The organism is Xanthomonas sp. GW (assembly GCF_014236815.1).
In the GTDB taxonomy this organism is placed as follows: Bacteria; Pseudomonadota; Gammaproteobacteria; order Xanthomonadales; family Xanthomonadaceae; genus Xanthomonas_A.
This window is the reverse complement of record NZ_CP051189.1, coordinates 3,262,476-3,286,345: the sequence shown is the minus strand read 5'-3', so window position 1 is coordinate 3,286,345 and position 23,870 is coordinate 3,262,476. Positions and strand designations below refer to the sequence as shown.

The following is a 23,870-nucleotide window of genomic DNA, read 5'->3' as shown; positions in this document are numbered from 1 at the left end:
CGTTACCAGGAAGAAAGGAAGACTTCGGTCGCGGCTGAAGCCGCTCCTACAAGAGCTATGCAGAAGTTCTAGCGAGGAACTCAGTCCGCCTCGTCGCCGATCGCCGCATAGCGCGCCAGGTGCGCCGACAGCGGCCCCGGATGCGCCAGTTGGTAGCCTTGCCCGTAGCGCGCGCCCAGCGCCTGCAGCGTGGCCAGTTCGCTCTCGGTCTCGATGCCCTCGACAATGACGCTGGCATCGGTCTCGGCGGCGAAGGACAGGATCGCCAGCGCCAGCCGCTGGCGCCGCGGTTCGGCGTCGATGCCGCGGGTCAGGGTCAGGTCCAGCTTGATGATGTCCGGCGACAGGTGCAGCAGGTGGCGCAGGCTGGCAAAGCCGGTGCCGGCGTCGTCCAGCGCGATGCGCAGGCCCTGCCGCTGCAGCGCGCCGATATGCTCGGACAGGCGCGGATAGTCCGGCGCCTGCAATTGCTCGGTGATCTCCAGCACCACCCGCGACAGGTCGTGGCCGTGCAGCAGCGCCTCCAATTGCGGGTGCAGCAGGGTCTGTGCGGAGACGTTGATCGCCAGGTACAGCGGCGCCGGCAACTGCGCCAGCAACTGCAGCGCCTTGCGCGCCGCGGCCAGCTCCAGTTCCAGCGCCAGCCCGACCTTGCTCGCGTCGTCGAACCAGCGCAGCGGCGCCAGGCCGGGATTGGACGGGAACCGCGACAAGGCTTCCACGCCGACGATGCGCTGCGTGGACAGCGTCAGCACCGGCTGGGTCACGATCTGCAGGCGCTCATTGGCGACCACCTCGCGGATCCGCGTGGCGATCGCGGCCTTCTCGCGGAAGGCATGCTTCTCCGCGTTCTGGCGGCGCGCGATGTCGGTCTGCAGCGCGGCGCGGTCCATCGCCAGCGCCAGCGTCGCGCCGACCAGGGTGGCCAGCATTTCCAGCGTGCGCACGTCCTGCGGGGTGTAGCTGCAGGGGTAGGGCGACATCACCTTGAGCACGCCGATGCCGCGATCGCCATAGCTGAGCGGCACCACCAGCATCGAGCGCAGGCCGACCTTGCGGCAGGCATCGAGATTGACCCGCGGGTCCTGTTCCGAATCGTCGCACTGCAGCACCTTGCCGCTGCGCATGCACAATCCGGACAGGCTGCCGTTGCTGGGCAGGCGCAGGCCCAGATGCTGTTCGGCGGTGCCGCTGGCCGACCAGTACAGCATGTCGTTGCCGTCGCACATCTCCACCACCGCGCCGTTGGAGCGGGTCAGCTCCTGCGCGCGGCGGGTCACCACATCGACCACTTGCAGCGGGTCGCTGCCGGCGGCGGCGATCTCGCCCTGGGCGAGGATGATCCGCGACAGCAGCAGCGCATCCTCGCTCATCGCCGAGGCAACGGGGCCACGTTCGGCAGCGGTATCGGCAGGGCGCTGGACCCAGTCCGAAACGTCGGGTTCCTTGGTCATGCCGCGATCATGCGCTCATGGTTCGGCGCAGGGCAATCGGCACGCGCCAGAGGTGCGCTAGCGAGGTACGGAATTGCCGTGCGCATCACGATGCGTCGCGCGATGCCGTGTCGCGGCGCTCAGCCCGTGGCGCCCTTGCGCGGCTTGCCGTACAGGCTGCGCAGTTCGTCCTTGGCCTGTTCCAGCACCTCGCGGCGCTGGGCCGGCAGCTGCTTGCCGGCGCGGTTGATGTAGAAGGTCAGCATCGACATCGCCGAGCGGTAGGGACCGGTGCGGCGCCGCGCGCTCTGGTCGGCGGAGTGCTTGAGCGAACGGGCGATGGATACCGGGTCGTCGCGTTCGAACACGCTGGGCGTGAGCTCCAGCGCATCGCTGCTCTCGTTGACGCGCTGCACCCAGTGTGCGGTGGAAACATTCGAGCTGCTGTGTGCCATTGGTGATGCTCCTTGGCTAGTGAAGTGAAGAGGTGGAGTCGACGCGGAATCGCCATGCCGCCGATGGCGAGCGAATGGATGGAGCGGAGAAACGATCGTCGCCAGTGCGGACGTTGCCGCGATGTCCGCCGATGCCGCGCAGGCGCGTCGCGATGCGCTGTTGCGCGTTGACGCCAGCGCGGACCATGCGTGCGTTGCGCAATGCCGCCGCCTGCGCGCAGGCATGTGCCGCGACGGCGTGGCGGCGCCGGCATCGGCGCGGTTGTTCGATCATGCTGCCATGCTGCATGCAAGGCTCCCCGAAGCGAATTTCACGTCCGTTGCGCGAACCTTGGATGCGCAGGCGTGACGTCATCGACAACATAACCGCGCATGTCGGGGTGCGTGGTAGACAGCGACGTTTTCACTGAACCATTAACCGAAAGTCCCTTGAAAACAGCTGCGCCGCGCAGGCGCGCTTGATCTGCGTTGGTAACGTCACCATGTTTTCGATTACGCGATTGACTCGATTGTCGTACCGAGGACAATCCGGACATTCCCTCTTTTCGCCGCAGTGCATTCGATCGCGACGGTGCGTCGCAGGAGACCGCATGTCGTTCGTGCAAGCACGCTTCCATCCTGCCGTCGCCCACTGGTTCGAGCGCTGTTTTGCCGCGCCGACGCCTGCGCAGCTGGCCGCCTGGCCGGCGATCCAGGGCGGGCGGCATACCTTGGTGGCGGCGCCCACCGGTTCCGGCAAGACCCTGACCGCGTTCCTCGCCGCGCTCGATGCGCTGCTGCGTGAAGGCCTGCGCGATGGCGGGCTCGCCGATCGCACACAGGTGCTGTACGTGTCGCCGCTGAAAGCGCTTTCAAACGATATCCAGCTCAATCTCGAGGCGCCGCTCGCCGGCATCCGCGCCGAGCTGGCTGCGCTGGGCCTGCCCGACGTGGAGATCCGCACCGCGGTGCGCACCGGCGACACGCCGCAGCGCGAGCGCGCGCAAGCGCGGCGGCGTCCGCCGCATGTGCTGGTGACCACGCCCGAGTCGCTGTACGTGCTGCTCGGTTCGGCGTCCGGGCGCGACGCGCTGCGCCACGTGCGCACGGTGATCGTCGACGAAATCCACGCGCTGGCCGCGAACAAGCGCGGCAGCCACCTGGCGCTGTCGCTGCAGCGGCTGCAGCAGCTGTGCGCGACGCCGCCGCTGCGCATCGGCCTGTCGGCGACGCAGAAGCCGATCGATGCGGTCGCGCGCTTTCTGGTCGGCAGCGCGGCGGTGCACGCGGGGCAGCCGGATTGCGCGATCGTCGACATCGGCTATGCGCGTGCGCGCGACCTGGCGCTGGAGCTGCCGCCGACGCCGCTCAGCGTGACCATGTCCAACGACCAGTGGCAGCAGGTGTACGCGCGCCTGGCCGAGTTGGTGCGCGCGCATCGCACCACGCTGGTGTTCGTCAACACCCGGCGCATGGCCGAACGCACCGCGCGGCACCTGGGCGAGTTGCTCGGCAACGATGCGGTGGCGGCGCACCACGGCAGCCTGGCGCGCGAGGCGCGGCTGCTCGCCGAGCAGCGGCTCAAGGCCGGCCAACTGCAGGTGCTGGTCGCCACCGCCTCGCTGGAACTGGGCCTGGACATCGGCGACGTGGACCTGGTGTGCCAGCTCGGCTCGCCGCGTTCGATCGCCAGTTTCCTGCAGCGCGCCGGGCGTTCCGGGCATGCCGTCGGCGGCACGCCGAAGGCGCGGCTGTTCCCGCAGTCGCGCGACGATCTGGTCGAATGCGCGGCACTGCTCGACTGCGTGCGCCGCGGCGAACTGGATGCGCTGCGCATCCTCGACGCGCCGCTGGACGTGCTGGCGCAGCAACTGGTGGCCGAGGTGGCCTGCCAGGAATGGGACGAGGACGCGCTGTACGCGCTGGTGCGCGGCGCCTGGCCGTACGCGACGCTGCCGCGCGAGCGCTTCGACACGGTGCTGCGGATGCTGTGCGACGGTTTCAGCACGCGGCTCGGTCCACGCGCCGGCTATCTGCATCGCGACGCGGTGCATCGCCGCGTGCGCGAGCGCCGCGGCGCGCGCATGGCGGCGCTGACCTCCGGCGGCACCATTCCCGAGACCGGCGACTACAACGTGTTGCTGGAGCCGCAGGCCGAGACCATCGGCACGGTCAACGAAGACTTCGCGGTGGAGAGTCTCAGCGGCGACGTGTTCCAGCTCGGCAATGCCAGCTATCGCATCCTGCGCGTGGAACCGGGGAAGGTGCGGGTGGAAGACGCGCGCGGCGCGCCGCCGAACATCCCGTTCTGGCTCGGCGAGGCGCCCGGGCGCAGCGACGAACTGTCGGCCGGCGTGTCGCGGCTGCGCGCGCAGCTGGAGCGGTGCCTGGAGCAGGGCGGTGCGGCGCAGGCGCTGGCCTGGCTGCAGGAAGAAGTGGCGCTGGACGCCGCCGCCGCGCAGCAACTGGTGGACTATCTGGGCCGCGCGCGTACCGCGTTGGGCGCGCTGCCCACGCAGCACTGCATCGTGCTGGAGCGCTTCTTCGACGACAGCGGCGGCACCCAGTTGGTGATCCACAGCGTATACGGCAGCCGCATCAATCGCGCCTGGGGCCTGGCCCTGCGCAAGCGCTTCTGCCGCACCTTCAATTTCGAACTGCAGGCAGCCGCCACCGAGGACGCGATCGTGCTGTCGCTGTCGACCCGGCACAGCTTCGCGCTGGAAGAGGTCGCGCGCTATCTGCATGCGGCGTCGGCGCTGGAGGTGCTGGTGCAGGCCTTGCTGGATGCGCCGCTGTTCGGCGTGCGCTGGCGCTGGAACGCCACCAACGCGTTGGCCTTGCCGCGCTTCACCGGCGGGCGCAAGGTCGCCCCGCAGCTGCAGCGGATGAAGTCGGAAGACCTGCTGGCCACGGTGTTCCCGGACCAGGTCGCCTGCGCCGAGAACCTGGTCGGCGAGCGCGAAATCCCCGAACACCCGCTGGTCGCGCAGACCCTGCATGACTGCCTGCACGAGGCGATGGACAGCGACGGCTGGCTGCAGCTGCTGCGCGGCATCGAGGACGGCAGCGTACGTGTGCTGGCGCGCGATCTGGCGGCACCGTCGCCATTGGCGGCCGAGGCGCTGGACGCGCGGCCGTACGCGTTCCTCGACGATGCGCCGCTGGAAGAGCGCCGGACCCAGGCCGTGCACAGCCGCCGCTACCAGGATCCGGACAGCGCCGACGACCTCGGCCGGCTCGATCCGGAGGCGATCGCCGCGGTGCGCGAGGAAGCCTGGCCGCAGCCGCGCAGCCGCGACGAGATGCACGAGGCGCTGGTCGCGCTCGGCGTGCTGACCGACAGCGAGGCCGCCGCGCACCCGGCGTGGCCGAACTGGCTGGCCGAGCTGGCCGCCGATGCGCGTGCCACCCGCTTGCAGGGCGCCGGCGGCGACGGCGTCGCGCTATGGGTCGCGGCCGAGTCGCTGGCGCTGATCGCGCCGCTGTATCCGCAGGCCGCCGCGCAGCCATGCATCGCCGTGCCGGAAGGCTACGCGATCGACGACTGGCAGCGCGACCACGCGCTGCGCGAACTGCTGCGCTCGCGCCTGGCGGCCCTGGGGCCGGTGACCGCGGCGGCGCTGGCCGCGCCGCTGCAGATGCCGCTGCGCGAGGTGCAGGCGGCCCTGCTGGCGTTGCAGCAGGACGGCTACATCCTGCCCGGCCGCTTCACTCCCGAGTCCGGCGCCGACGAGTGGTGCGAGCGCCATCTGCTGGCGCGCATCCACCGCTACACGCTGGGCCGGCTGCGCCGCGAGATCGAACCGGTGGCGCCGCGCGACTACGCGCGCTTCCTGTTCCGCTGGCAGCACCTGGACGGCGAAGGCCGGGTCGCCGGCGCGGAAGCGCTGGCCAGCGTGCTGGCGCAACTGGAGGGCTTCGAGGCGCCGGCGGCGCTGTGGGAGGCCGACCTGCTGCCGGCGCGGGTGCGCGACTACGCGCCGGCCTGGCTGGACGAACTGTGCAGTGCCGGGCGCACGCTGTGGACGCGGCTGCGTCCGACCGCGGCCAGCGCAGTCGGTACGGGCGGCACCGGCTCGCTGCGCAGCACGCCGATCCTGCTGCTGCCGCGGCGCAGCGCCGCGCAGTGGTCGCGCCTGGCGCCGGCGGCGGCCGAGCCGGGCACGCTCGGTTCGCGCGCGCAGAAGGTCGCCGATTACCTGGCGGCGCACGGCGCCTCGTTCTTCGACGAGATCGCCGATGCGACGCGGCTGCTGTCCACCGAACTGGAAGAGGCGCTGGCCGAGCTGGTGGCCGCAGGCCGCATCCACTGCGACAGCTACGCTGGTCTGCGCGCATTGCTGGTGCCGGCATCGAAGCGGCCGTCGGCGCTGGCGCGGCGCCGGCGCCGGGTGCCGCTGTACGGCATCCAGGATGCGGGACGCTGGGCGCTGCTGCGCTTCGCTGCGGATGCCGGCGACGCCGCGGCGCGCGGCGAGGCACTCGACCACCTGGCGCGGACCTTGCTGCGCCGCTACGGCGTGATCTGCTGGCGCCTGCTCGAACGCGAGGCAGCGTGGCTGCCGCCATGGCGCGAGCTGCTGCGCGTCTATCAGCGCCTGGAGGCGCGCGGCGAGATCCGCGGCGGGCGCTTCATCAGCGGGCTGTCCGGCGAGCAGTTCGCGCTGCCCGAGGCGATCGGCCTGCTGCGCCAGGTGCGGCGTCAGCCGCACGACGGCGCCTGGTTGTGCGTGGCCGCGGCCGATCCGGCCAACCTGCTTGGCAGCGTGTTGCCGGGCAACCGGGTGCCGCGCGTGCCCGGTGCGCGCGTGCTGTATCGCGATGGTGTGCCGGTGGCGACATGGGTGGCGGAGCGGTTCGAGCCGTTGCAGGACCTGAGCGCGGCCGACAGCGCGGTGGCGCGGCAACGGCTGACCGAGACGGCGGGATCGGGCACTCGGGATGCGATCGCCGCGATGCTTGCCGGCTTGCGCTGACGCGCGACGCTCGCCAACACCCCTGTTCAGTAACGTATTTCATTCAGGGACTGCACGGCGACGTTGCCTGCGGGTGAAATTTTCACGTCTTGTCTACAAATATCCTAGGTTTGCATCCCAGTTCGAATCTGTCTGCAAACGGGCGGAATCCGCCATGCAGGACAAGTACTGCATGCACCTCCGAGTCTGGCCGAGCCTCGTTCTGCAACGCTAGAACAACGTTCCTAAAGGTTCTGCCCGTATTCACAAAAGCGTTACAAACGCGCGCTTGTGTGCCGAATTCTGCAGCTGCTGCGTCGATTAAAGGCGACTTTCCGGGCTGCCGATAGCCTTCAGGCAACGGGCGAATGCAGCGCCGCGTCGGGTCATCTCGGTCGCATCGCATACGCCGTCGCCATCGTTCCCGATCCACGAGGTGCAGCGGGAAGGACATCCAGACGCGTCGTCGTGGCGCGGTCGTCAGCAAACAATCGGGGAAGACATCATGTTGGGCAATATGAAAATCGGCGTCAGGCTCACCTGCGCGTTCTTGATCGTGGCGGCCATCGGCGCCTGCATCGGCGCGATCGGCATCCGCGACTCCGGGCGCATCAACGACTACGCCAAGGCGCTGTACGAACGTGAGCTGCTCGGCCTCTCCAACATCAAGGAAGCCAACATCAACCTGATCTATGCCGGCCGTGCGCGCGCCAACCTGCAACTGGCCACCACGCAGGAAGAGCGCGCCAAGCACCTCGCCAGCATCGACAAGTACACTGCGAGCATGGTCGATTACATGGCCAAGGCGCGCAGCACGATGGACAGCCCCGATGCCATGTCCAAGCTGGCTCGCTTCGATGAAGCGTGGAAGGTATACCTGGCGCGTCGCAGCGCGTTCCTGGACAAGGCCGTGCAGCAACCGCTGCAGGACGCCAATCCGGAAATCGTTGCGCTGTCCGCCGCCTCGCGAAGCGCCTCCGACGAAGTGGACGCGCTGATGACCGAGTTGGCCAAGATGAAGGAAGCCAACGCGGCGGCCGCGAGTATCGAGACCAATACGATCTATGCCAATGGCGCCAGGATGCTGACGGCCATCATTGTGGTCGGCGTATTGCTCGGTGTGTGCCTGGGCTTCTTCATCAGCCGCAGCGTGACCAGGCCGATCGGCAAGGCGGTGGATGTCGCCAATGCATTGGCCGACGGCGACCTGAGCGTCGTGATCGAAACCACCTCCAAGGATGAAGCGGGGCAACTGCTGCTGGCGATGCGGCGCATGGTCGAGAAACTGCAGCAGGTGGTCGGCGAGGTCAACGCCAGCGCGCAGACCCTGGCCGGCGCGTCGGAGGAAGTCAGCGCGACCGCGCAGTCGCTGAGCCAGGCCTCGACCGAGCAGGCCGCGGGCGTGGAGGAAACCAGCGCTTCGCTGGAGCAGATGACTGCCTCGATCGGGCAGAACACCGAGAACGCGCGTATCACCGATGGCATGGCCGCGCAGGCCGCCAAGGAAACCGTGGAAGGCGGCGAAGCGGTGGTCGCCACCGTGGCGGCGATGAAGCAGATCGCGCAGAAGATCGGCATCATCGACGACATCGCCTACCAGACCAACCTGCTCGCGCTGAACGCGGCGATCGAAGCGGCACGCGCCGGCGAGCACGGCAAGGGCTTCGCGGTGGTCGCCGCGGAAGTGCGCAAGCTGGCCGAACGCAGCCAGGTGGCCGCGCAGGAGATCGGCGAGGTCGCCGGCTCCAGCGTGGAACTGGCGGAGAAGGCCGGGCGCCTGCTGGAGACCATCGTGCCCAGCATCAAGAAGACCTCGGACCTGGTGCAGGAGATCGCCGCGGCGTCGCAGGAGCAGTCCTCCGGCGTGGCGCAGATCAATTCGGCGGTGGTGCAGTTGAGCCAGACCACGCAGCAGAACGCCACCGCGTCCGAGGAGCTGGCCGCGACCGCCGAGGAAATGAGTTCGCAGGCCGAATACCTGCAGCAGTCGATGGCGTTCTTCCGCCTGGGCCACAGCGAAGCGCCGCGCCCGCCGCGCGCCGTGGACAAGCCCAGCGCCAAGGCCGTCGGCAGCAGCCGCGTCGAACCCAAGCGTGCGCGCCCGCGCGTGGCGCAGCCGGCGTACGCGATGGCGAATCCGGATGAATCCCAGTTCGCCAGCTTCTGAGGAGCAGACCATGGCTACGCATCTGGACAACGCAGCGGCGGTGCCGCTGCAGACGCAGGAGGCGCCGTCGCAGTTCCTGACCTTCCAACTGGAACAGGAGCTGTTCGGGCTGAACATCGACGGCATCCACGAGATCATCGAATACCGTGCGCCGACGCCGGTCCCGACCATGCCGGCCTGCGTGCGCGGCGTGATCAACCTGCGCGGCGCGGTGGTGCCGGTGGTGGACCTGCAACTGCGGCTGGGTCGCGCGCCCAGCCGCATCAGCCGGCGCAGCTGCATCGTGATCGTCAGCGCCGCGGAGGGCGGCACGATCCAGGCGTTCGGCCTGCTGGTCGATGCGGTCAGCGCCGTGCTGGATATCCCGGCGCAACAGATCGAGGCGGCGCCCTCGTTCGGCAGCGGCATCCGCGACGAGTTGCTGCAGGGCATGGGCAAGCTGGAAGACCGGCTGGTGATCCTGCTGGATCGCGCGCGCCTGCTGCGCGTGGACGAGATCGCCGACGTGGCGTTGCCGGCCGCGGCCTGAGGCGGCACAGCCGCGCCACTGCACCGCGCGGCAGTTGGACGCTCCATGGCGGCGTGGACTCGGCGCCTGCGCAACGCGGGCGCTGCGGCCGCGGGCACCGCAGGCGGTGGTGTGCCGGCCAGAAGCGGCATCGTCCGAAGCGACAGGCGCTCGCCGTGATATGCGCATAACGGCCGCCTCGCTAGTGTCTGCGCGACAGGGCATCCGCCCGCCATCGCGAGATCCGGACCATGGCAGACAACGACAAGCAGCCCGACCAGCAGCAGGGCATCCAGGACGGTCGGCAGGACCGCGCGCAGGACGATGTGGCCAAGCAGCGCCCCGGCCTGGAGGACGAGAAGTTGCGCGAGGCGCACGAGCGCGGGCCCAAGTCCGGCGACGGCCAGAAGACAGGCTGAGCCGCGTTTCGCGCGCCGCCATCGCCGCGGCCTGCGTGGTGGCCAACGGCGTTGCCGCCAGCGCGCAGACGCAAACGTGCAGACACAAAAAAGCCCCGGAGGCGACTCCGAGGCTTTTCGTCTGAACAAGTGGTGGAGCGGAAGGGGATCGAACCCTCGACCTTCGCATTGCGAACGCGACGCTCTCCCAGCTGAGCTACCGCCCCACATCAGACGCATAGTCTAACTGGCCCGGGGCATGTGTGCCAAGAGGGGCGATGCGGGGCGACGGCGGTGCGGCGCGCGCGGGGCCTTCGCAGACCTGCCGGTCCGCCGCCGTTGAACGCGGGAATGCGACGCCGTTTCCGGGCAACCGCCAGGCAGAGTCGATATAATCGTGGGCCGAAATCCTCGCCAGACGATTTCGTCGTTCCGGATGAAATATTCCGTCCGTTCCAAATCTTTTATCCACGGGTCTTTGAAAAAATGACGGAAGTTCGCAACTTGCAACAACTCGCCGAAGCCAAGGCCAAGCTGCACGAAGAGATTCGCAAGCTGGAAGAGCAGGAGAAGCAGGCGCGCGAAGGCGAGACCAGCGCTGCGCACGCCAACGTCCTGTCGCTGCTCGAGCAGTTCGCCGAGTTCTTCAGCGCCAAGCAGCGCAACGAGATCGCCGCCTACGTGACCAGCGCCGCGCCGAAGGCTGCCAGCGCCAAGTCCGCCGGCGGCCGCAGCGAGGTCAAGCCGAAGTACCAGCTGCCGCACACCGGCGAGACCTGGTCCGGCCGCGGCCGCACGCCGAAGGCGTTCGCCGCATGGGAAGGCACCGCCGCCTACAACGAATGGAAGGCGCGCCATCCGGATCTGAAGTTCCCGCTGGTCAAATACTGATCGGTCGAAAAAGGCCAGGGTTCCTGGCCTTTTTTATGCGCGATGGTTTTATGCGCGGCATTGGCGTTGCCCGCGCTTTGTCGCGGATAAGAACCGTGGCGGAGAAGCGGGCGCTGAAGGGAATGCGCCTGGAATAACCGAAGGCCGGCGGCGACATGGTCCCCACTGTGACCGTGGTGCCGCTGTGGACCCCTGTAGGAGCGGCTTCAGCCGCGACAGACGTTATCGGTAACGACCGTCGCGGCTGAAGCCGCTGCTACAGATACCTCCGAATCGCTCAGCCCGCGTTGCCGAGTAATGGCTGCAGCGTCGCTTCCAGTTCGCGCCGGCGCCAGCCGGCCAGCGGCTGCGGCCATTGGCCGCTTTCCAGCAAGGCTTCCAGATGCTTGCGCGAGGCGAGCAGGCCGTCGGGCAGGCCGAGTTCGGCGCTGCGTGCGGACACCGCATCCTGCAGCCGCTTCAACGCCGCCTTGTTGTCGTCGCTGGAAGCCAGCGCCAGCGGCGCGTCCGCTTCGTCGGGCAGCGGCGTGGTCAGCGCCTGCCACAGCGCGTCGCCGAGCTTGCGCGGCGCCTTGGGGTGCTTGTCCAGCATCGCCTGCAGTTCGTCGCGGTCGGAAGGCGGGAAGCGCGCCAGGGTGGCGGCCAGTTCGTTGTCCAGGATCCAGCTGCGCGGCTTGTCGCTGTGCCGCGCCTGCACGTCGCGCCAGCGCAGCAGGCGCAACAGCCGCTGCTGCGCGGGCCGGTCCATGAACTGCGCCGAGCGCATTCCCAGGTGCGGCCAGCGTTCGCCTTCGTCGTGCTCCACGGTGCCGAGCAGGCGCTCGCCGTCCTCGTGCAGCCAGGCGCTGCGGTCCAGCAGCTGCAGCCGTTCCTGCAGCGCGTCGTGGATCGCGAACAGGTGGCGCACGTCGTCGGCGGCGTAGTCCAGTTGCGCCGGCGACAGCGGGCGGCGCAGCCAGTCCGAGCGGGTTTCGCCCTTGGCCAGGTGCACGCCGGTGATTTCCAGCACCAGCTTCTGGTAACCCATGCCGGCGCCAATGCCGGCCAGGCCGGCGCCGATCTGGGTGTCGAACAACGGCCGCGGCAGCGCGCCACAAGCGCATTTGAACGCGACCAGGTCTTCGCTGGCGCTGTGCATGACCTTGAGGATGGCCGGGTCCGAGAGCCACGGCGCCAGCGCCTGCGGCATGCCGGGAATCAGCGGGTCGATCAGCAGGATTTCGTCGGCCACCGCCATCTGCACCAGCGCCAGTTGCGGCCAGTAGGTGCGTTCGCGGACGAATTCGGTATCCAGGCCGATCCTGGCCGGGCGCTGCGCCAGCCGTTCGGCCAGCTCGGCGGGTTGCTTGATCCAATAGGGCACGTGGTTTCCGTCGAATGCAGGGTTTGCTCAGGCAGGCGAGAATAGCCTAACGTCGGCCCGCCGGCCGCACGGACGGGATGGCGCGGATGCCATCGGGAGTCCAATGTCGTTGGGAGGAAGCGTGCGTACGAGCGGCACCGTGATCGCCTGGACCCTGTTGGCCGCGCTGGCGTGCGGCTGCAGCGGGCCGGCGCCTGCGCCGCCGGCGCAGCCCGCCAGACCGGCGCCCGCCAAGCCTGCGCAGGCGCCGGCAACCGCGGCCGGCAAGCCGGTGCAGGCGCCCAGCGTCACCATCGGCGGCGAGGATGCGGCCGAGACGGTGGCGCGCTGGCAGCCGCCGCTGCCGACGCTCGAGCGCGCGCAACTGGCGCAGGCGCGCCGCGACGCCGCGCGCGCGCTGGCCGAGGACCGCCTGTTCGAGGACGCGCAGTCGGCGATCCCGCTGTACCTGGCGATCCGTGCGCTGGCGCCGCAGGACCCGGTCGCGCGCGACGGCCTGCGCACCGCGCGGCGCCGGCTGCTGCAACGCGGCGACGAACTGTTGCGCGCATCGGAGCAGCAGGAACAGGCGCTGGAGCGCGCCGATCGCATCGCGATGGTGGCGCTGTCGCTGGATGCCGACGATCCGGCGGTGCGGCGCCTGCAGCAGCGGGTGGAGACCGCGCAGCGGGTGCTGGCCTACAACCGTGCCGGCGAAGACGATCTGCGCGCCGGCCGGCTCGGCGAGGACGGCAACGGCGCGCTGGCCAACTTCCGCGATGCGCTGCAACTGGACGCCGACGACGCGCGCGCGCGGCAGGGCGTGGCGGCGGTGGAGAGCGCGCTGATCCGGCGCGCCGAGGCGGCCGCGACGGTGTCCGATTTCGCCGCCGCCGGCAGCTGGCTGGCGCGGGCGGCGCGGATCCGCGACGCCGCCCCCACCGTGCGCGACGCGCGTGCGCGGGTGGAAAGCGTGCGCAGCGCGCGCATCGCCGGCCTGCGCGATGCCGGCCTGCGCGACCTGGCCACGCCGGCCGGACTGAAGGCGGCGCGCGAGAAACTGGGCGAGGTGTTGCGCATCGCCGATCCGGGCGATGCGGTGGCGGCGATGCTGCGCGAGCGCATCGACCTGGCCACCCACTACGGCAGCTTCCGCCCCGGCCAGGTGTTCACCGACGGCATGAGCAACGGCGAACGCGGGCCGCAGATGATCGTGGTGCCGCACGGCGGCTTCCGCATGGGCGCCAGCGAGACGGAGCCGGGCGCGATGCCGGCGGAGCAGCCGTTGCATTACGTGCGCTTCGATCGCGGCTTCGCGATGTCGATCACCGAGGTCACCGTGGCCGAGTTCCGCCGCTTCGTCGAGGTCAGCGGCGCGCGGCCGCGGGCGACCCGGCGTGGGCATTCGATCGTCTACGACGAGCGCAGCGGCAACTTCGTGCGCCGCAGCGGCACCGACTGGCAGTCCGGCTACAACGGCGCGCGCGCCGCGCCGAACAGCCCGGTGATGCACGTCAGCGTGCGCGATGCCGAGGCCTACGCGGCATGGCTGTCGCAGCAGACCGGGCGCCACTACCGGCTGTCCAGCGAGGCCGAGTTCGAATACGCGCTGCGCGCCGGCGGCCGCGGCCGCTATCCCTGGGGCAACGCCGGCACCCCGCCGCGCGGCGCCGGCAACTTCACCGGCGGCGGCGACATCTCGCCCAGCGGCCGGCACTGGAACAACGCCTTCGTCGGCTATGCCGACGGCTTCTGGGGGCCGGCGCCGGTCGCCAGCTTCAAGGCCAATGCCTGGGGCCTGCACGACATGGGCGGCAACCTCAGCGAGTGGGTCGCCGATTGCTGGCATTCCAGCTACCGCCGCGCGCCGGCCGACGGCGCCGCCTGGTACAACCCCGGTTGCCGTTCGCGGGTGGTGCGCGGCGGCAACTGGGCCAACGCGCCGGAACAGACCCGTGCCGCCTGGCGGCTGATGCAGGACTCCGACACCACCAGTGCCAGAGTCGGTTTCCGCCTGGTGCGCGGAATTTGACGCGGCCTCGCGCCGCCCGTCGCTACAGTGCCGCGGACAGGCAGGCGCCATCGCCGCCCACCAGCCAGCAAGGGGATTGGATATGAGCAACGTCTTTGGCCGCCAGGGCGGGGAACAGGGCGGGGCCGCCGCGGGCCGCTGGGCGGCGTGCGCTGGCTGGTGCTGCTGGGTTTCGCGGTGTACGCCGGGTATTACTGGTTCTCCAACCGCAGCGAGGATCCGTACACCGGCGAGAAGGTGCTGATCGACAATTCGCTCGGGGTCGAGGACGAGAAGGCGCTGGGCCTGCAGGCGTACCAGGAGATCCTGGCGCAGGAACATCCGGTCGATCCGCAGTCGCAGGTGGCGCAGCAGGTGCGCGCGATCGCGCAGCGGCTGATCGCCAAGGTCGATGTAGTCGAGGACGCGCTGGCCGCCGAGCACGGCATGCAGGCCAAGCACTACGCGCGCGGCTTCGACTGGGACGTCAACGTGATCGAGTCCGAACAGGCCAACGCGTTCTGCCTGCCCGGCGGCAAGATGGCGGTCTACACCGGCCTGCTGCCGGTGGCCAAGAACGCCGATGCGATGGCGGTGGTGATGGGCCACGAGATCGCGCATGCGCTACTGCGCCACGGCGCGCAACGCATGGCGCAGCAGAAGCTGACCCAGATCGGACAGATGGCCGGCGCGGCCAGCGGCATGGATCCGCAACAGCAGCAGATGGCGATGGCGGCGATGGGTTACGGCTACCTGTTGCCATACGCGCGCAGCCACGAGACCCAGGCCGACGAGGTCGGGCTGATGCTGGCCGCGGCGGCCTGCTTCGATCCGCAGGAAGCGGTGCCGCTGTGGGAGCGGATGAGCGCCAGCAGCGGCGGCCAGGCGCCGCCGGAGTTTTCCTCCACCCACCCGAATCCGGGTACGCGGATCCAGAACCTGCAGGCGCTGATGCCCAAGGCGATGGAGTACCGGCAGCGCTTCTGCGAATCGGCGAAGACGGCGCAGCGTTGAGCGTGGCGGTGTCCGCGGAAGACTGAGCTGGCGCCCGCCGTCCCCCGGCTGCAACTGAGCATGCCGGGGCATGCGCAGTCCGCGTGCGCTTGCGTTCAGTGCGTGGATACCTGCACCGCGGTTGCCGCTGTCTCTGCCGCCACCTCTGCCGTTGCCGGCGCCTCCTCGGGCGCGGCCAGGCGTTGCCCGGCTGCCAGCAGTTCGACGAACTCGCGGCGGTCGCCGCTGCGATCCTCGCCGGTCGCCGCGCGCGCCGCGTTGGCCACCTGCGCCCAGTCCCAGCCGTCGATGTGGGTGCCGCCACGCAGCAGGTCGGCGTAGGCGGCGACCGCGGCGGCGAAGCGCAAATCCGCGCTTGGCTGCGCCGTCGCCGCGGCGGTCGCGATCGTGCTCTGCAACAGGCGGCTGCGTTCCTGCCCGGGCAGCTTGTAACGCAGCCGCAACTGCGCCAGTTCGCCGGCATGCAGCGGCGTCTGCGTCGCCTGCGCCGGTGCGGCATAGCGCAAGGCCGGCAGGCGCGGCGGCGCGCTGCCCACCGGGGTGATCTCGTAAAGCGCGGTGACGCTGTGGCCGGCGCCGATCTCGCCGGCATCGACCTTGTCGTTGGCGAAATCCTCGCGCGCCAGCAGCCGGTTCTCGTAGCCGATCAGGCGGTATTCGGCGACCTGCGCCGGATTGAACTCGACCTGGATCTTGACGTCGCGGGCGATGGTGAGCAGCGTGGCCTGCATCTGCTGCACCAGCACCTTGTGCGCCTCGCGCGCCGAGTCGATGTAGGCATGGTTGCCGTCGCCGACGTCGGCCAGGCGTTCGGCCATCGCGTCGTTGTAGTTGCCGCGGCCGAAGCCGAGTGTGCTCAGCGCCACGCCGCTGCGGCGCTGGTCGGCGACCAGGGTCTCCAGCGCGCCGCGGTCGACCGTGCCGACGTTGAAGTCGCCGTCGGTGGCCAGGATCACCCGGTTGCTGCCGCCGGCGATGAAGCTCCGCCGTGCGGTCGCATAGGCCAGGCGGATGCCGTCGCCGCCGTTGGTGCTGCCGCCGGCCTGCAGCCGCTGCAGCGCGGCGAGGATCTCCGCGTGGCGGTCGCCGGGCGTCGGCGGCAACACCAATCCGGCCGCGCCGGCGTAGACCACGATCGAGACCCGGTCCTGCGCGCGCAGCTGCGGCACCAGCATGGCGAAGGCCTGCTTGAGCAGGGGCAGCTTGTCCGCGCTTTCCATCGAGCCGGAGGTGTCGATCAGGAACACCAGGTTCGCCGGCGGCAATGCCTGGCGCGGGACGTCGTAGCCCTTGATGCCGATCATCAGCAGCTGCCGCTGCGGATTCCACGGCGCGGGCGCCAGTTCGGTGGATACCCGGAACGGCGTGTCGCGGTCGCGCGGCGCCGGGTGCGCATAGTCGAAGTAGTTGATGAATTCTTCCGCGCGCACTGCGTCGGCTGGCGGGCGCTGGCCGTCGCGCAGCATGCGCCGCACGTTGGCGTAGCTGCCGGTGTCCACGTCGATCGAAAAGGTCGACAGCGGTTGTTCGCGCGCGCTGTGCACCGGGTTGTCGGTTGGGTGTTCGTAGCGTTCGCGGTCCAGCGGCGGGATCGGCGCCGCGGGCTTGGCCATGCGCACGCGGGTGTCAGCGATGTAGGTGTCGCCGGCCACCGACGGCGCGACCGGTGCCGCGGCCTGCGCCGGCGGCGCCGGTGGGGATGGCGGGGCCAGCATCCGCGCCGGTGCTGGCGCGGGTTCGGCCAGACCTTCGCTGGCGGCGTAGGCCTCGGGCAAGGCGCTGGCATCTGTCACTGCCGGCGCGCGTGCGGCGACGCGATCGTCGCTGGTGGTGCTGCAGCTTGCCAGCAGCGCGGCAAGGATCAGGGAAGGCAGAACGGTGCGGTGCGGGCGTGGCTGCATGATGGGCGCTCGGTGTGGGTCCGAGGCTGTAAACGCGTGACGGCCGGCAACGGGGTTTGGCCCGCGGCCGCGCTTCGGTCCGCCATGTTGCCTTGTGGCTGAACGCGCTGCGTGCGCGCACGCGGCACCGCATGGCGCGGGTGCATCATTCGCGCATCGCCATCGGAGCATTCGCCATGAAACGCCTCTTGCTGTCACTGCTCGGACTGGCCGCGCTGGCCGGCTGCGCCACCAACCGGATCAGCGACGACGAGCGCCTGGCGCTGTACCGCGCGCATGCCGCCGCGCCGGTGCGCGACTTCCAGTACTACAACCGGATCAGCGGCTGGACCGCGCTCGGCGACAGCGCGCTGGCGGTGTGGACGCGGCCGAACCAGGCCTATCTGCTGGAACTGAGCGGCCGCTGCGCCGATCTGGACTTCGCGCCGACGATCGCCATCACCCACTTCAGCGACCGGGTGTCGGCGCGTTTCGACGACGTGCTGGTGATCGGCGGCAGCCCGGGCGCGATCCGCCTGCCGTGCCGCATCCAGAGCATCCGCCCGCTCGACATCAAGGCGCTGCGTATCTCGGAAAAGGAATTGCGCGAGGCCAAGGTGCAGGAGCGGGCGCAGCCGGCGCCGGCGCAGTAGCGCAGGCGTCACGGGTTTCGATCGGTTTCGAACGGGTGGTTGCAGCTTGTAGGCGTAGCTGCAGCCGCAGCGGGCTTTGCGGATGGGTTCTGTCGCGGCTGAAGCCGCTCCTACAGTGAGCTGGGTCTGGGCGGCTCAGGATTCCTGTTCGGGTTCCACGTAGCCTTCGGGCTTGGGCGCGCCGCCCTGGAACAGGAATTTGTCCAGCTCCGTTTCCAGGAAGGCGCGGTGCTTGGGATCGCGCGGCGACAGCCGGTTCTCGTTGATCAGCATGGTCTGGTGCGCCAGCCACGCCTGCCAGCCGGCCTTGCCGATGTGCGCGAACACGCGCTGGCCGAGTTCGCCGGGATACGGCACGTAGTCGAGCCCTTCGGCGTCGCGTTGCTGGTACTGGCAGAAGACGGTGCGGGACATGGCGGTTCCTGGTGGCGCGGTGGGCGACGATCAGAGGCCGTCGAGCAGTTTGCGGATCGGGGCGGGCAGGCCGAGCGCGGACAGGTCGGCGCGCGCGACCCAGCGCAGGTCGTCATTGTCGCGTACCGCGTCGCGCAAGGCGACCTTGCGCAGGCGCAGCGGCTGCAGGTGCAGACGATAGTGGCTGAAAGTGTGCACGATCGGCGGCATCGGCTCGGCCGCGTCGAAGTCGCGGCCGCGGGTCTCGCGTTCGAACCAGGCGCGCAACTCGCTCTCGCTCTCGGCCTGCGGCAGCGTCCACAGCGAGGCCCAGATGCCGCTCGGCGGGCGCCGTTGCAGCAGCAGCTCGCCGGCGGCGTTTTCCAGCAGCAGCGCCAGCGCCTCGCGTTCGGGCAGGGTCTTGCCCGGCTTGGGCGTTGGCAGCGACTCGGTCAGGCCATCGCGGCGCGCCACGCAGTCGTCCTGCAGCGGACACAGCACGCAGGCCGGATTGGCGCGGGTGCACAGGGTGGCGCCGAAATCCATCTGCGCCTGGGTGTAGTCGGCCATGCGCCCGTCGGCGACCGCGGCCACGTGCGCCTGTGCGATCGCCCACAGCGGTTTCTCCACCGCCGGCAGGCCCGGATAGCCGGCGATGCCGTGGTAGCGGGTCAGCACGCGTTTGACGTTGCCGTCCAGGATCGGGAAGCGGTCGTTCCAGGCCTGGCTCAGGATCGCGCCGGCGGTGCTGCGGCCGATCCCGGGCAGCGCGTGCAGCGCGTCGAAGTCGCGCGGCAGCTCGCCGTCGTGCAGCTCCACGCAGCGCTTGGCGGCGGCATGCAGGTTGCGCGCGCGAGCGTAGTAGCCCAGCCCGGCCCATTGCGCCATCACCGCATCGGTGCCGGCCGCGGCCAGGTCGGGCAGGGTCGGGAAGTGCTGCAGGAAGCGCAGGAAGTACGGGATCACCACCGCGACCTGGGTCTGCTGCAGCATGATTTCCGACAGCCATACGCGATACGGGCTGCGCGGATGCTGCCAGGGCAGGTCGTGGCGGCCGCTGCGGTCGAACCAAGCGAGCAGGCGGGGGGCGAAGGTGTCTGGGAGCTGGCGCATGCTGGCATCGAGTATTTCCTTCTCTCATCGGGAGAAGGTGCCCCGAAGGGGCGGATGAGGGTACGGAGCGAAGCTCCGTGTAGTTGGGGTCGGCGGGACGCTTTCGCGCCGTACCCTCACCCCAACCCCGCTCCGCGCCCCGGCCCGCGCTTGCGGCGCGGGCGCTCCAGGGCACGCGCGCCAGTGGCGCGCAAGCCGCGCCCTGTCGCCCCGGTGGGAGAGGGGCTCAAGATCAGGCGCCGAGCGCTTCCGGCAGCAAGGCGTCGACGAAGGCTTCGGCGTCGAACACGCGCAGGTCTTCCGGGCGCTCGCCGATACCGGCGAAGCGGATCGGGATGCCGAACTCGCGGGCCAGCGCGAACACCACGCCGCCCTTGGCGGTGCCGTCGAGCTTGGTCACCACCAGCCCGGTGACGCCGACCGCGGCGTGGAACTGGCGCAGCTGCGACAGCGCGTTCTGGCCGGTGGTGCCGTCGATGACCATCAGCACTTCGTGCGGCGCGGCGGGGTCGAGCTTGCCGAGCACGCGGCGGATCTTGCCCAACTCGTTCATCAGCCCGGTCTGGGTGTGCAGGCGCCCGGCGGTGTCGGCGATCAGCACCTCGGTGCCGCGCGCCTTGCCGGCCTGCAGCGCGTCGAACGCGACCGAGGCGGCGTCGGCGTTCTGGCCCTGCGCGATCACGGTGACGCCGTTGCGATCGCCCCAGGCCTGCAGCTGCGCCACCGCGGCGGCGCGGAAGGTGTCGCCGGCGGCCAGCATCAGGCTGTGCCCTTCGTCCTTGAAGCGCTTGGCCAGCTTGCCGATGGTGGTGGTCTTGCCGACGCCGTTGACGCCGACCGTGAGCACCACGAAGGGTTTGGCGCTGCGGTCGATCTGCAGCGGCTTGGCGACCGGCTGCAGGATCGCGATCAGGTCGGCGCGCAGCGCGCGCAGCAGCGCCTGCGCATCGACGAATTCGCGCGCCTTCATGCGCTTGCGCAGATTCTCGATCAGCGCGGTGGTCGCCGGCACGCCGACGTCGGCGGTGATCAGCGCGGTCTCGATCTCGTCGAGCAGGTCGTCGTCGAGCTTGGGATTGCGCGAGAACAGGCCGCCGAAGCTGCGTGCGATGGCGCTGTTGCGCAGGCGTTCGCGCCAGCCCGGATTGCCGGCAGGCGCGGCGGGCGCGGCGTCGCTGCGCTGCAGGTCGTCGCCTGCGGCGGGCGCGCTCGCCGGCGCCGGCGTGGGCATGGGGGCGCTGGGCGGCGCCACCGCGGGTGCGGCCGGGGCGGGAACGCGCCCTTCCGCTGGCGCGGTCGGCGCCTGTGGCGGCAGCGGCGTCGCGCCGGGGTGCGGCACGGCGATCGGGGCAGGCGGCAGCGGCGCGGTATCGGCGCTCGGACGGCTGCTGTCGCGCGCCACTGGCGCTGCTGTCGGCGGTGCCTGTTCGGCGACAGGCGCTTCCGCGGCGGCGGGCTCGGCGGCAGGCGCTGCGCCGGCCGGCTTGGGGAAGGCGGCGGCCAGTTCCTCGATGCTGTAGCGCTGGGTGCTGCGGCTATCGCCAGCGTGGTCCTGGGGCTTGTTGCGACGGAATAGGCTGACCATGGATAACGCGTGTACCGGAAACCGGGAATGCTACCACTTGGGCCTGTTAGGCCTCTGTGGGGCCGGGATTGGGGATTGGGGATTGGGGATTCGCAACAGCGGCATTCCTGCTTCCTGCAGGCGCAGCGCCCTTACGAATCCCCAATCCCCAATCCCGGACCCTCAGAGCTTGCCCTTCATCGAGCGGTAGTCGCGCGGGGTCATGCCGACGGTGGCCTTGAACTGGCGCGCGAACGCGCTCTGGTCGGCGAAGCCGCAGGCCTGGCCGATGCTGGCGATGCTGTCCTCGCCGTGCAGCAGGCGCATCGCCGCTTCGATGCGCATCTTGGTCAGCAACTGCTGCGGGGTCAGCTGGAAAACGCGGCGGAAATGCCGTTCCAGCTGCGCCACCGACAGTTCCGCCAGGTCGGCCAGGGTCTGCACGCGCAGGTTGTCGCCGTAGTGGATCTGCATGTGCTCCATCGCGCGGCTGATGCGTTCGTAGGCCGAATGGCGGCTGTCGGGCTGGCCCAGGTCGCGCGAGATGCCGACCACGCCGATCACCTCGTTGTGCTCGCACAGCGGGCGCTTGAAGGTCAGGCACCAGCCCGGGGTGCGGTTCGGGAACAGGTGCACTTCCAGCTGGTTCTCGATCATCTCGCCGCACAACACGCGCCGGTCCTGCATCAGGTAGCTGCCGCCCAGCGGCAGCGGGAACACCTCCAGCGCCGATTTGCCGATCAGGTCGGCACGGTATTTCTTGCCCAGGCGCCGCACCAGGGTCAGGTTGACGTGGGTGTAGCGGCCGTCGCGGTCCTTGACGAAGAACACCACGTCCGGCAACGCATCGAACAGCGTCTGCATTTCCGACGCGGAAATCAAAGTATCCATCTGCACTCACCGGGCGGTTGTAGGCTGCGGCGGCAGGCACGCCGCGGCATGCCCACCCCTGAGGACCGATCCTAGCCTAAGTCGGGCCTGCGAGGACGCCGGGGTTGTGCGAATTTCCGCATTTATGACAAGCAAACGCTGCTAGCCGCCGGCGGCCCGGAATGTGAGCATGGACCTATGCATACACTCGATGTGATCGACTCGCATACCGGCGGCGAACCGACCCGTGTCGTCGTCGCCGGCTTCCCCGACCTGGGTACCGGCCCGCTGGCGCAACGGCGCGATCTGTTCCGCGATCGCTTCGATCGTTGGCGCAGCGCCATCGCCTGCGAACCGCGCGGCTCGGACACCATGGTCGGCGCGCTGCTGCTGCCGCCGATCGCGGCCGACGCATGCGCGGCGGTGATCTTCTTCAACAACGTCGGCTACCTGGGCATGTGCGGCCACGGCACCATCGGCCTGGTGCGCACGCTAGCCGAGCTGGGCCGGCTGGCGCCGGGCACGCACCGCATCGAGACCCCGGTGGGCACGGTGGGCGTGGAACTGTACGGCGACGGCCGGGTGTCGGTGGACAACGTGGAAAGCTACCGCCACGCCGCCGGCATCGAGGTGCAGGTGCCCGACTATGGCCGCGTGCGCGGCGATGTGGCCTGGGGCGGCAACTGGTTCTTCATCACCGAGCAGACCCCGTGCGCGCTGGAGCTGCGCAACCAGCGCGCGCTGACCGCCTACACCGAGGCGCTGCGGCTGGCGCTGGAGGCGGCCGGCATCCGCGGCGCCGACGGCGGCGAGATCGACCATATCGAGATCAACGGCCCGGCGCCGCACGCCGGCGCCGATGCGCGCAATTTCGTGCTGTGCCCGGGCCTGGCCTACGACCGTTCGCCGTGCGGCACCGGCACCAGCGCCAAACTGGCGTGCCTGGCCGCCGACGGCAAGCTGGCCGCCGGCCAGGTGTGGCGCCAGGAAGGCATCCTCGGCAGCCTGTTCGAAGGCAGCTACGTGCCCGGCAGCCGTGGCGTGCTGCCGCGGATCACCGGCCAGGCGCACATCACCGCCCGCGCGCAGTTGCTGATCGATGCGCAGGATCCGTTCGCCTGGGGCATCGGCGCCGGATGAGCGGTTTCGACCTGATCGTCGTCGGCGCCGGCATCGTCGGCGCGGCCTGCGCCGATGCGGCCGCCGCCGCCGGGCTGCGGGTGGCGATCGTCGAGTCGGGCACGATCGGCGGCGGTTCCACCGCCGCGGCGATGGGCCATCTGGTGGCGATGGACGACGATCCTGCGGAACTGGCGCTGTCGGCGTATTCGCTGCGCCTGTGGGAAGAATTCGCGCAATTGCCGGCGGCCGAGTTCAGCCGCTGCGGCACGCTGTGGGTGGCGCGGCAGGCGCGCGAGCTGGAGGCGATCCCGGCCAAGATCCGGCGCCTGGCCGCGGCCGGCGTGCACGCCGAGGCGATCGATGCCGAGGCGCTGTACCGGCTGGAGCCGGCGCTGGTGCCGGGCCTGGCCGGCGGCATGCGCGTGGCCGCCGAAGCGGTGGTGTATCCGCCGCGGATGGCGCGGCACCTGGTCGAGCGTGCGCTCGCCGCCGGCGCGCAGCTGTACGCCGGGCGCCGCGCGCTGGCGCTGGCCGCCGGCGGACTGCGCCTGGACGATGGCAGCACATTGAGCGGGCCGGTGCTGGTCGCCACCGGCTGCGCCTTGCCGGAGTTGCTGCCGGAACTGCCGATGCGCGCGCGCAAGGGCCAACTGGTCATCACCGACCGCTATCCTGGCTTCGTCGGGCACCAATTGCTGGAGCTGGGCTATGCCGACAGCGCGCACGGCAGCGACGGCAGCAGCGTGGCGTTCAACGTGCAGCCGCGGCCGACCGGGCAGATCCTGATCGGTTCCTCGCGCGAGTTCGATGCCAGCGACCGCAGCGTGTCGATGCCGATGCTGCAGCGCATGCTCGAGCGCGCGTTCGCGTTCCTGCCGGCGTTGCGCCAGCTGCAGGCGATCCGGGTCTGGACCGGGCTGCGTCCGGCCACGCCCGACGGCCGTCCCTACCTGGGCGCGGTGCCGGAGCGTGCCGACGTGTGGGTCGCGGCCGGCCACGAAGGCTTGGGCGTGACCACCGCGCTGGGCAGCGCGCGGCTGTTGCTGGATCTGCTGCTGCAGCGCACGCCCGCACTGGACCCGGCGCCGTTCGCGCCGGCGCGGGCGCTGTCGTGAGCGC

At 70.2% G+C, this 23,870-nt stretch carries 19 protein-coding genes and 1 tRNA gene; 10 read left to right on the top strand and 10 right to left on the bottom strand.

Translation table 11 applies throughout. The features are described 5' to 3' along the window. Nucleotides 1–80: 80 nt before the first annotated feature. From HEP73_RS14075 to HEP73_RS14065, 3 genes are all read right to left on the bottom strand, one after another. A complete protein-coding gene (locus HEP73_RS14075; protein ID WP_185813267.1) occupies nucleotides 81–1,454 on the bottom strand; it encodes a sensor domain-containing phosphodiesterase in 1,374 nt (457 codons plus the stop codon). A 119-nt stretch (nucleotides 1,455–1,573) separates the two neighbouring features. Further along, nucleotides 1,574–1,888, bottom strand: coding sequence for a DUF3175 domain-containing protein (locus HEP73_RS14070; RefSeq protein ID WP_185813266.1), 315 nt, complete (start codon nucleotides 1,886–1,888; stop codon nucleotides 1,574–1,576). Between the two features lie 16 nt (nucleotides 1,889–1,904). Further along, nucleotides 1,905–2,243 (bottom strand): hypothetical protein, encoded by a 339-nt coding sequence (locus HEP73_RS14065; protein WP_185820456.1) that lies wholly within the window; start codon nucleotides 2,241–2,243, stop codon nucleotides 1,905–1,907. Nucleotides 2,244–2,478: 235 nt separating this feature from the next. Between HEP73_RS14065 and HEP73_RS14060 the strand changes: the two genes are divergently transcribed. The 4 genes from HEP73_RS14060 to HEP73_RS14045 all read left to right on the top strand — a co-directional run bounded on the left by HEP73_RS14060 (nucleotide 2,479) and on the right by HEP73_RS14045 (nucleotide 9,919). Then, a complete protein-coding gene (locus HEP73_RS14060) occupies nucleotides 2,479–6,846 on the top strand; it encodes a DEAD/DEAH box helicase (protein WP_185820455.1) in 4,368 nt (1,455 codons plus the stop codon). A 484-nt stretch (nucleotides 6,847–7,330) separates the two neighbouring features. Beyond that, nucleotides 7,331–8,992: a methyl-accepting chemotaxis protein gene (locus HEP73_RS14055; protein ID WP_185820454.1), complete on the top strand. Its 1,662-nt coding sequence runs from the start codon at nucleotides 7,331–7,333 to the stop codon at nucleotides 8,990–8,992. A 10-nt stretch (nucleotides 8,993–9,002) separates the two neighbouring features. Beyond that, entirely contained in the window at nucleotides 9,003–9,521 is a 519-nt protein-coding gene (locus HEP73_RS14050; RefSeq protein WP_185813262.1) for a chemotaxis protein CheW, read from the top strand. A gap of 230 nt (nucleotides 9,522–9,751) precedes the next feature. After that, on the top strand, nucleotides 9,752–9,919 hold the full coding sequence (locus HEP73_RS14045) for a hypothetical protein (protein WP_185813261.1): 168 nt from the start codon (nucleotides 9,752–9,754) through the stop codon (nucleotides 9,917–9,919). Between the two features lie 130 nt (nucleotides 9,920–10,049). Here HEP73_RS14045 and HEP73_RS14040 read toward each other — a convergent pair. Further along, nucleotides 10,050–10,125, bottom strand: a tRNA-Ala gene (locus HEP73_RS14040). Between the two features lie 259 nt (nucleotides 10,126–10,384). On the opposite strand from HEP73_RS14040, the gene HEP73_RS14035 reads away from it, so the two are divergent. Continuing rightward, nucleotides 10,385–10,789 carry an H-NS histone family protein gene (locus HEP73_RS14035; RefSeq protein ID WP_185820453.1) on the top strand — a complete coding sequence of 135 codons (405 nt, stop codon included), beginning with the start codon at nucleotides 10,385–10,387 and terminating at the stop codon, nucleotides 10,787–10,789. A gap of 277 nt (nucleotides 10,790–11,066) precedes the next feature. On the opposite strand, the gene rnd is transcribed toward HEP73_RS14035, so the two are convergent. Continuing rightward, nucleotides 11,067–12,152: a ribonuclease D gene (gene rnd / locus HEP73_RS14030; protein WP_185820452.1), complete on the bottom strand. Its 1,086-nt coding sequence runs from the start codon at nucleotides 12,150–12,152 to the stop codon at nucleotides 11,067–11,069. Nucleotides 12,153–12,255: 103 nt separating this feature from the next. Between rnd and HEP73_RS14025 the strand changes: the two genes are divergently transcribed. Both HEP73_RS14025 and HEP73_RS14020 read left to right on the top strand, forming a co-directional pair. After that, nucleotides 12,256–14,163, top strand: a complete 1,908-nt coding sequence (locus HEP73_RS14025) for a formylglycine-generating enzyme family protein (protein WP_185820451.1) — start codon at nucleotides 12,256–12,258, stop codon at nucleotides 14,161–14,163. A gap of 75 nt (nucleotides 14,164–14,238) precedes the next feature. Continuing rightward, nucleotides 14,239–15,156: a M48 family metallopeptidase gene (locus tag HEP73_RS14020; RefSeq protein ID WP_185823429.1), complete on the top strand. Its 918-nt coding sequence runs from the start codon at nucleotides 14,239–14,241 to the stop codon at nucleotides 15,154–15,156. A 95-nt stretch (nucleotides 15,157–15,251) separates the two neighbouring features. Here the strand turns inward: HEP73_RS14020 and HEP73_RS14015 are convergent, their stop codons facing one another. Further along, nucleotides 15,252–17,057, bottom strand: coding sequence for a vWA domain-containing protein (locus tag HEP73_RS14015; protein WP_185820450.1), 1,806 nt, complete (start codon nucleotides 17,055–17,057; stop codon nucleotides 15,252–15,254). A 176-nt stretch (nucleotides 17,058–17,233) separates the two neighbouring features. Between HEP73_RS14015 and HEP73_RS14010 the strand changes: the two genes are divergently transcribed. Then, on the top strand, nucleotides 17,234–17,689 hold the full coding sequence (locus tag HEP73_RS14010) for a DUF6491 family protein (RefSeq protein ID WP_185820449.1): 456 nt from the start codon (nucleotides 17,234–17,236) through the stop codon (nucleotides 17,687–17,689). 135 nt (nucleotides 17,690–17,824) lie between these two features. Here HEP73_RS14010 and HEP73_RS14005 read toward each other — a convergent pair whose 3' ends face one another. The 4 genes from HEP73_RS14005 to HEP73_RS13990 all read right to left on the bottom strand — a co-directional run bounded on the left by HEP73_RS14005 (nucleotide 17,825) and on the right by HEP73_RS13990 (nucleotide 21,650). Continuing rightward, nucleotides 17,825–18,103 (bottom strand): oxidative damage protection protein, encoded by a 279-nt coding sequence (locus HEP73_RS14005; RefSeq protein ID WP_185813254.1) that lies wholly within the window; start codon nucleotides 18,101–18,103, stop codon nucleotides 17,825–17,827. 30 nt (nucleotides 18,104–18,133) lie between these two features. Beyond that, on the bottom strand, nucleotides 18,134–19,195 hold the full coding sequence (mutY, locus tag HEP73_RS14000) for an A/G-specific adenine glycosylase (protein WP_185820448.1): 1,062 nt from the start codon (nucleotides 19,193–19,195) through the stop codon (nucleotides 18,134–18,136). 232 nt (nucleotides 19,196–19,427) lie between these two features. Then, entirely contained in the window at nucleotides 19,428–20,780 is a 1,353-nt protein-coding gene (ftsY, locus tag HEP73_RS13995; protein WP_185820447.1) for a signal recognition particle-docking protein FtsY, read from the bottom strand. Between the two features lie 162 nt (nucleotides 20,781–20,942). Beyond that, a complete protein-coding gene (locus tag HEP73_RS13990; protein ID WP_185813251.1) occupies nucleotides 20,943–21,650 on the bottom strand; it encodes an AraC family transcriptional regulator in 708 nt (235 codons plus the stop codon). 177 nt (nucleotides 21,651–21,827) lie between these two features. Between HEP73_RS13990 and HEP73_RS13985 the strand changes: the two genes are divergently transcribed. Both HEP73_RS13985 and HEP73_RS13980 read left to right on the top strand, forming a co-directional pair. Then, nucleotides 21,828–22,769 (top strand): 4-hydroxyproline epimerase, encoded by a 942-nt coding sequence (locus HEP73_RS13985; protein ID WP_185820446.1) that lies wholly within the window; start codon nucleotides 21,828–21,830, stop codon nucleotides 22,767–22,769. Beyond that, nucleotides 22,766–23,866 (top strand): NAD(P)/FAD-dependent oxidoreductase, encoded by a 1,101-nt coding sequence (locus HEP73_RS13980; protein WP_185820445.1) that lies wholly within the window; start codon nucleotides 22,766–22,768, stop codon nucleotides 23,864–23,866. Before HEP73_RS13985 ends, HEP73_RS13980 begins: the two co-directional genes overlap by 4 nt. Nucleotides 23,867–23,870: the final 4 nt, after the last annotated feature.

Excerpts from the sequence above, each read along its gene's own strand:
- ftsY (WP_185820447.1), bottom strand. The coding sequence starts at position 20,780 with ATGGTCAGCCTATTCCGTCGCAACAAGCCCCAGGACCACGCTGGCGAT.
- HEP73_RS14055 (WP_185820454.1), top strand. The coding sequence starts at position 7,331 with ATGTTGGGCAATATGAAAATCGGCGTCAGGCTCACCTGCGCGTTCTTG.
- HEP73_RS14050 (WP_185813262.1), top strand. The coding sequence starts at position 9,003 with ATGGCTACGCATCTGGACAACGCAGCGGCGGTGCCGCTGCAGACGCAG.
- HEP73_RS13990 (WP_185813251.1), bottom strand. The coding sequence starts at position 21,650 with ATGGATACTTTGATTTCCGCGTCGGAAATGCAGACGCTGTTCGATGCG.
- HEP73_RS13985 (WP_185820446.1), top strand. The coding sequence starts at position 21,828 with ATGCATACACTCGATGTGATCGACTCGCATACCGGCGGCGAACCGACC.
- HEP73_RS14045 (WP_185813261.1), top strand. The coding sequence starts at position 9,752 with ATGGCAGACAACGACAAGCAGCCCGACCAGCAGCAGGGCATCCAGGAC.
- HEP73_RS14070 (WP_185813266.1), bottom strand. The coding sequence starts at position 1,888 with ATGGCACACAGCAGCTCGAATGTTTCCACCGCACACTGGGTGCAGCGC.
- HEP73_RS14075 (WP_185813267.1), bottom strand. The coding sequence starts at position 1,454 with ATGACCAAGGAACCCGACGTTTCGGACTGGGTCCAGCGCCCTGCCGAT.
- HEP73_RS14010 (WP_185820449.1), top strand. The coding sequence starts at position 17,234 with ATGAAACGCCTCTTGCTGTCACTGCTCGGACTGGCCGCGCTGGCCGGC.
- HEP73_RS13980 (WP_185820445.1), top strand. The coding sequence starts at position 22,766 with ATGAGCGGTTTCGACCTGATCGTCGTCGGCGCCGGCATCGTCGGCGCG.
- HEP73_RS14015 (WP_185820450.1), bottom strand. The coding sequence starts at position 17,057 with ATGCAGCCACGCCCGCACCGCACCGTTCTGCCTTCCCTGATCCTTGCC.
- HEP73_RS14035 (WP_185820453.1), top strand. The coding sequence starts at position 10,385 with ATGACGGAAGTTCGCAACTTGCAACAACTCGCCGAAGCCAAGGCCAAG.
- HEP73_RS14065 (WP_185820456.1), bottom strand. The coding sequence starts at position 2,243 with ATGACGTCACGCCTGCGCATCCAAGGTTCGCGCAACGGACGTGAAATT.
- HEP73_RS14005 (WP_185813254.1), bottom strand. The coding sequence starts at position 18,103 with ATGTCCCGCACCGTCTTCTGCCAGTACCAGCAACGCGACGCCGAAGGG.
- HEP73_RS14025 (WP_185820451.1), top strand. The coding sequence starts at position 12,256 with ATGTCGTTGGGAGGAAGCGTGCGTACGAGCGGCACCGTGATCGCCTGG.
- HEP73_RS14060 (WP_185820455.1), top strand. The coding sequence starts at position 2,479 with ATGTCGTTCGTGCAAGCACGCTTCCATCCTGCCGTCGCCCACTGGTTC.
- mutY (WP_185820448.1), bottom strand. The coding sequence starts at position 19,195 with ATGCGCCAGCTCCCAGACACCTTCGCCCCCCGCCTGCTCGCTTGGTTC.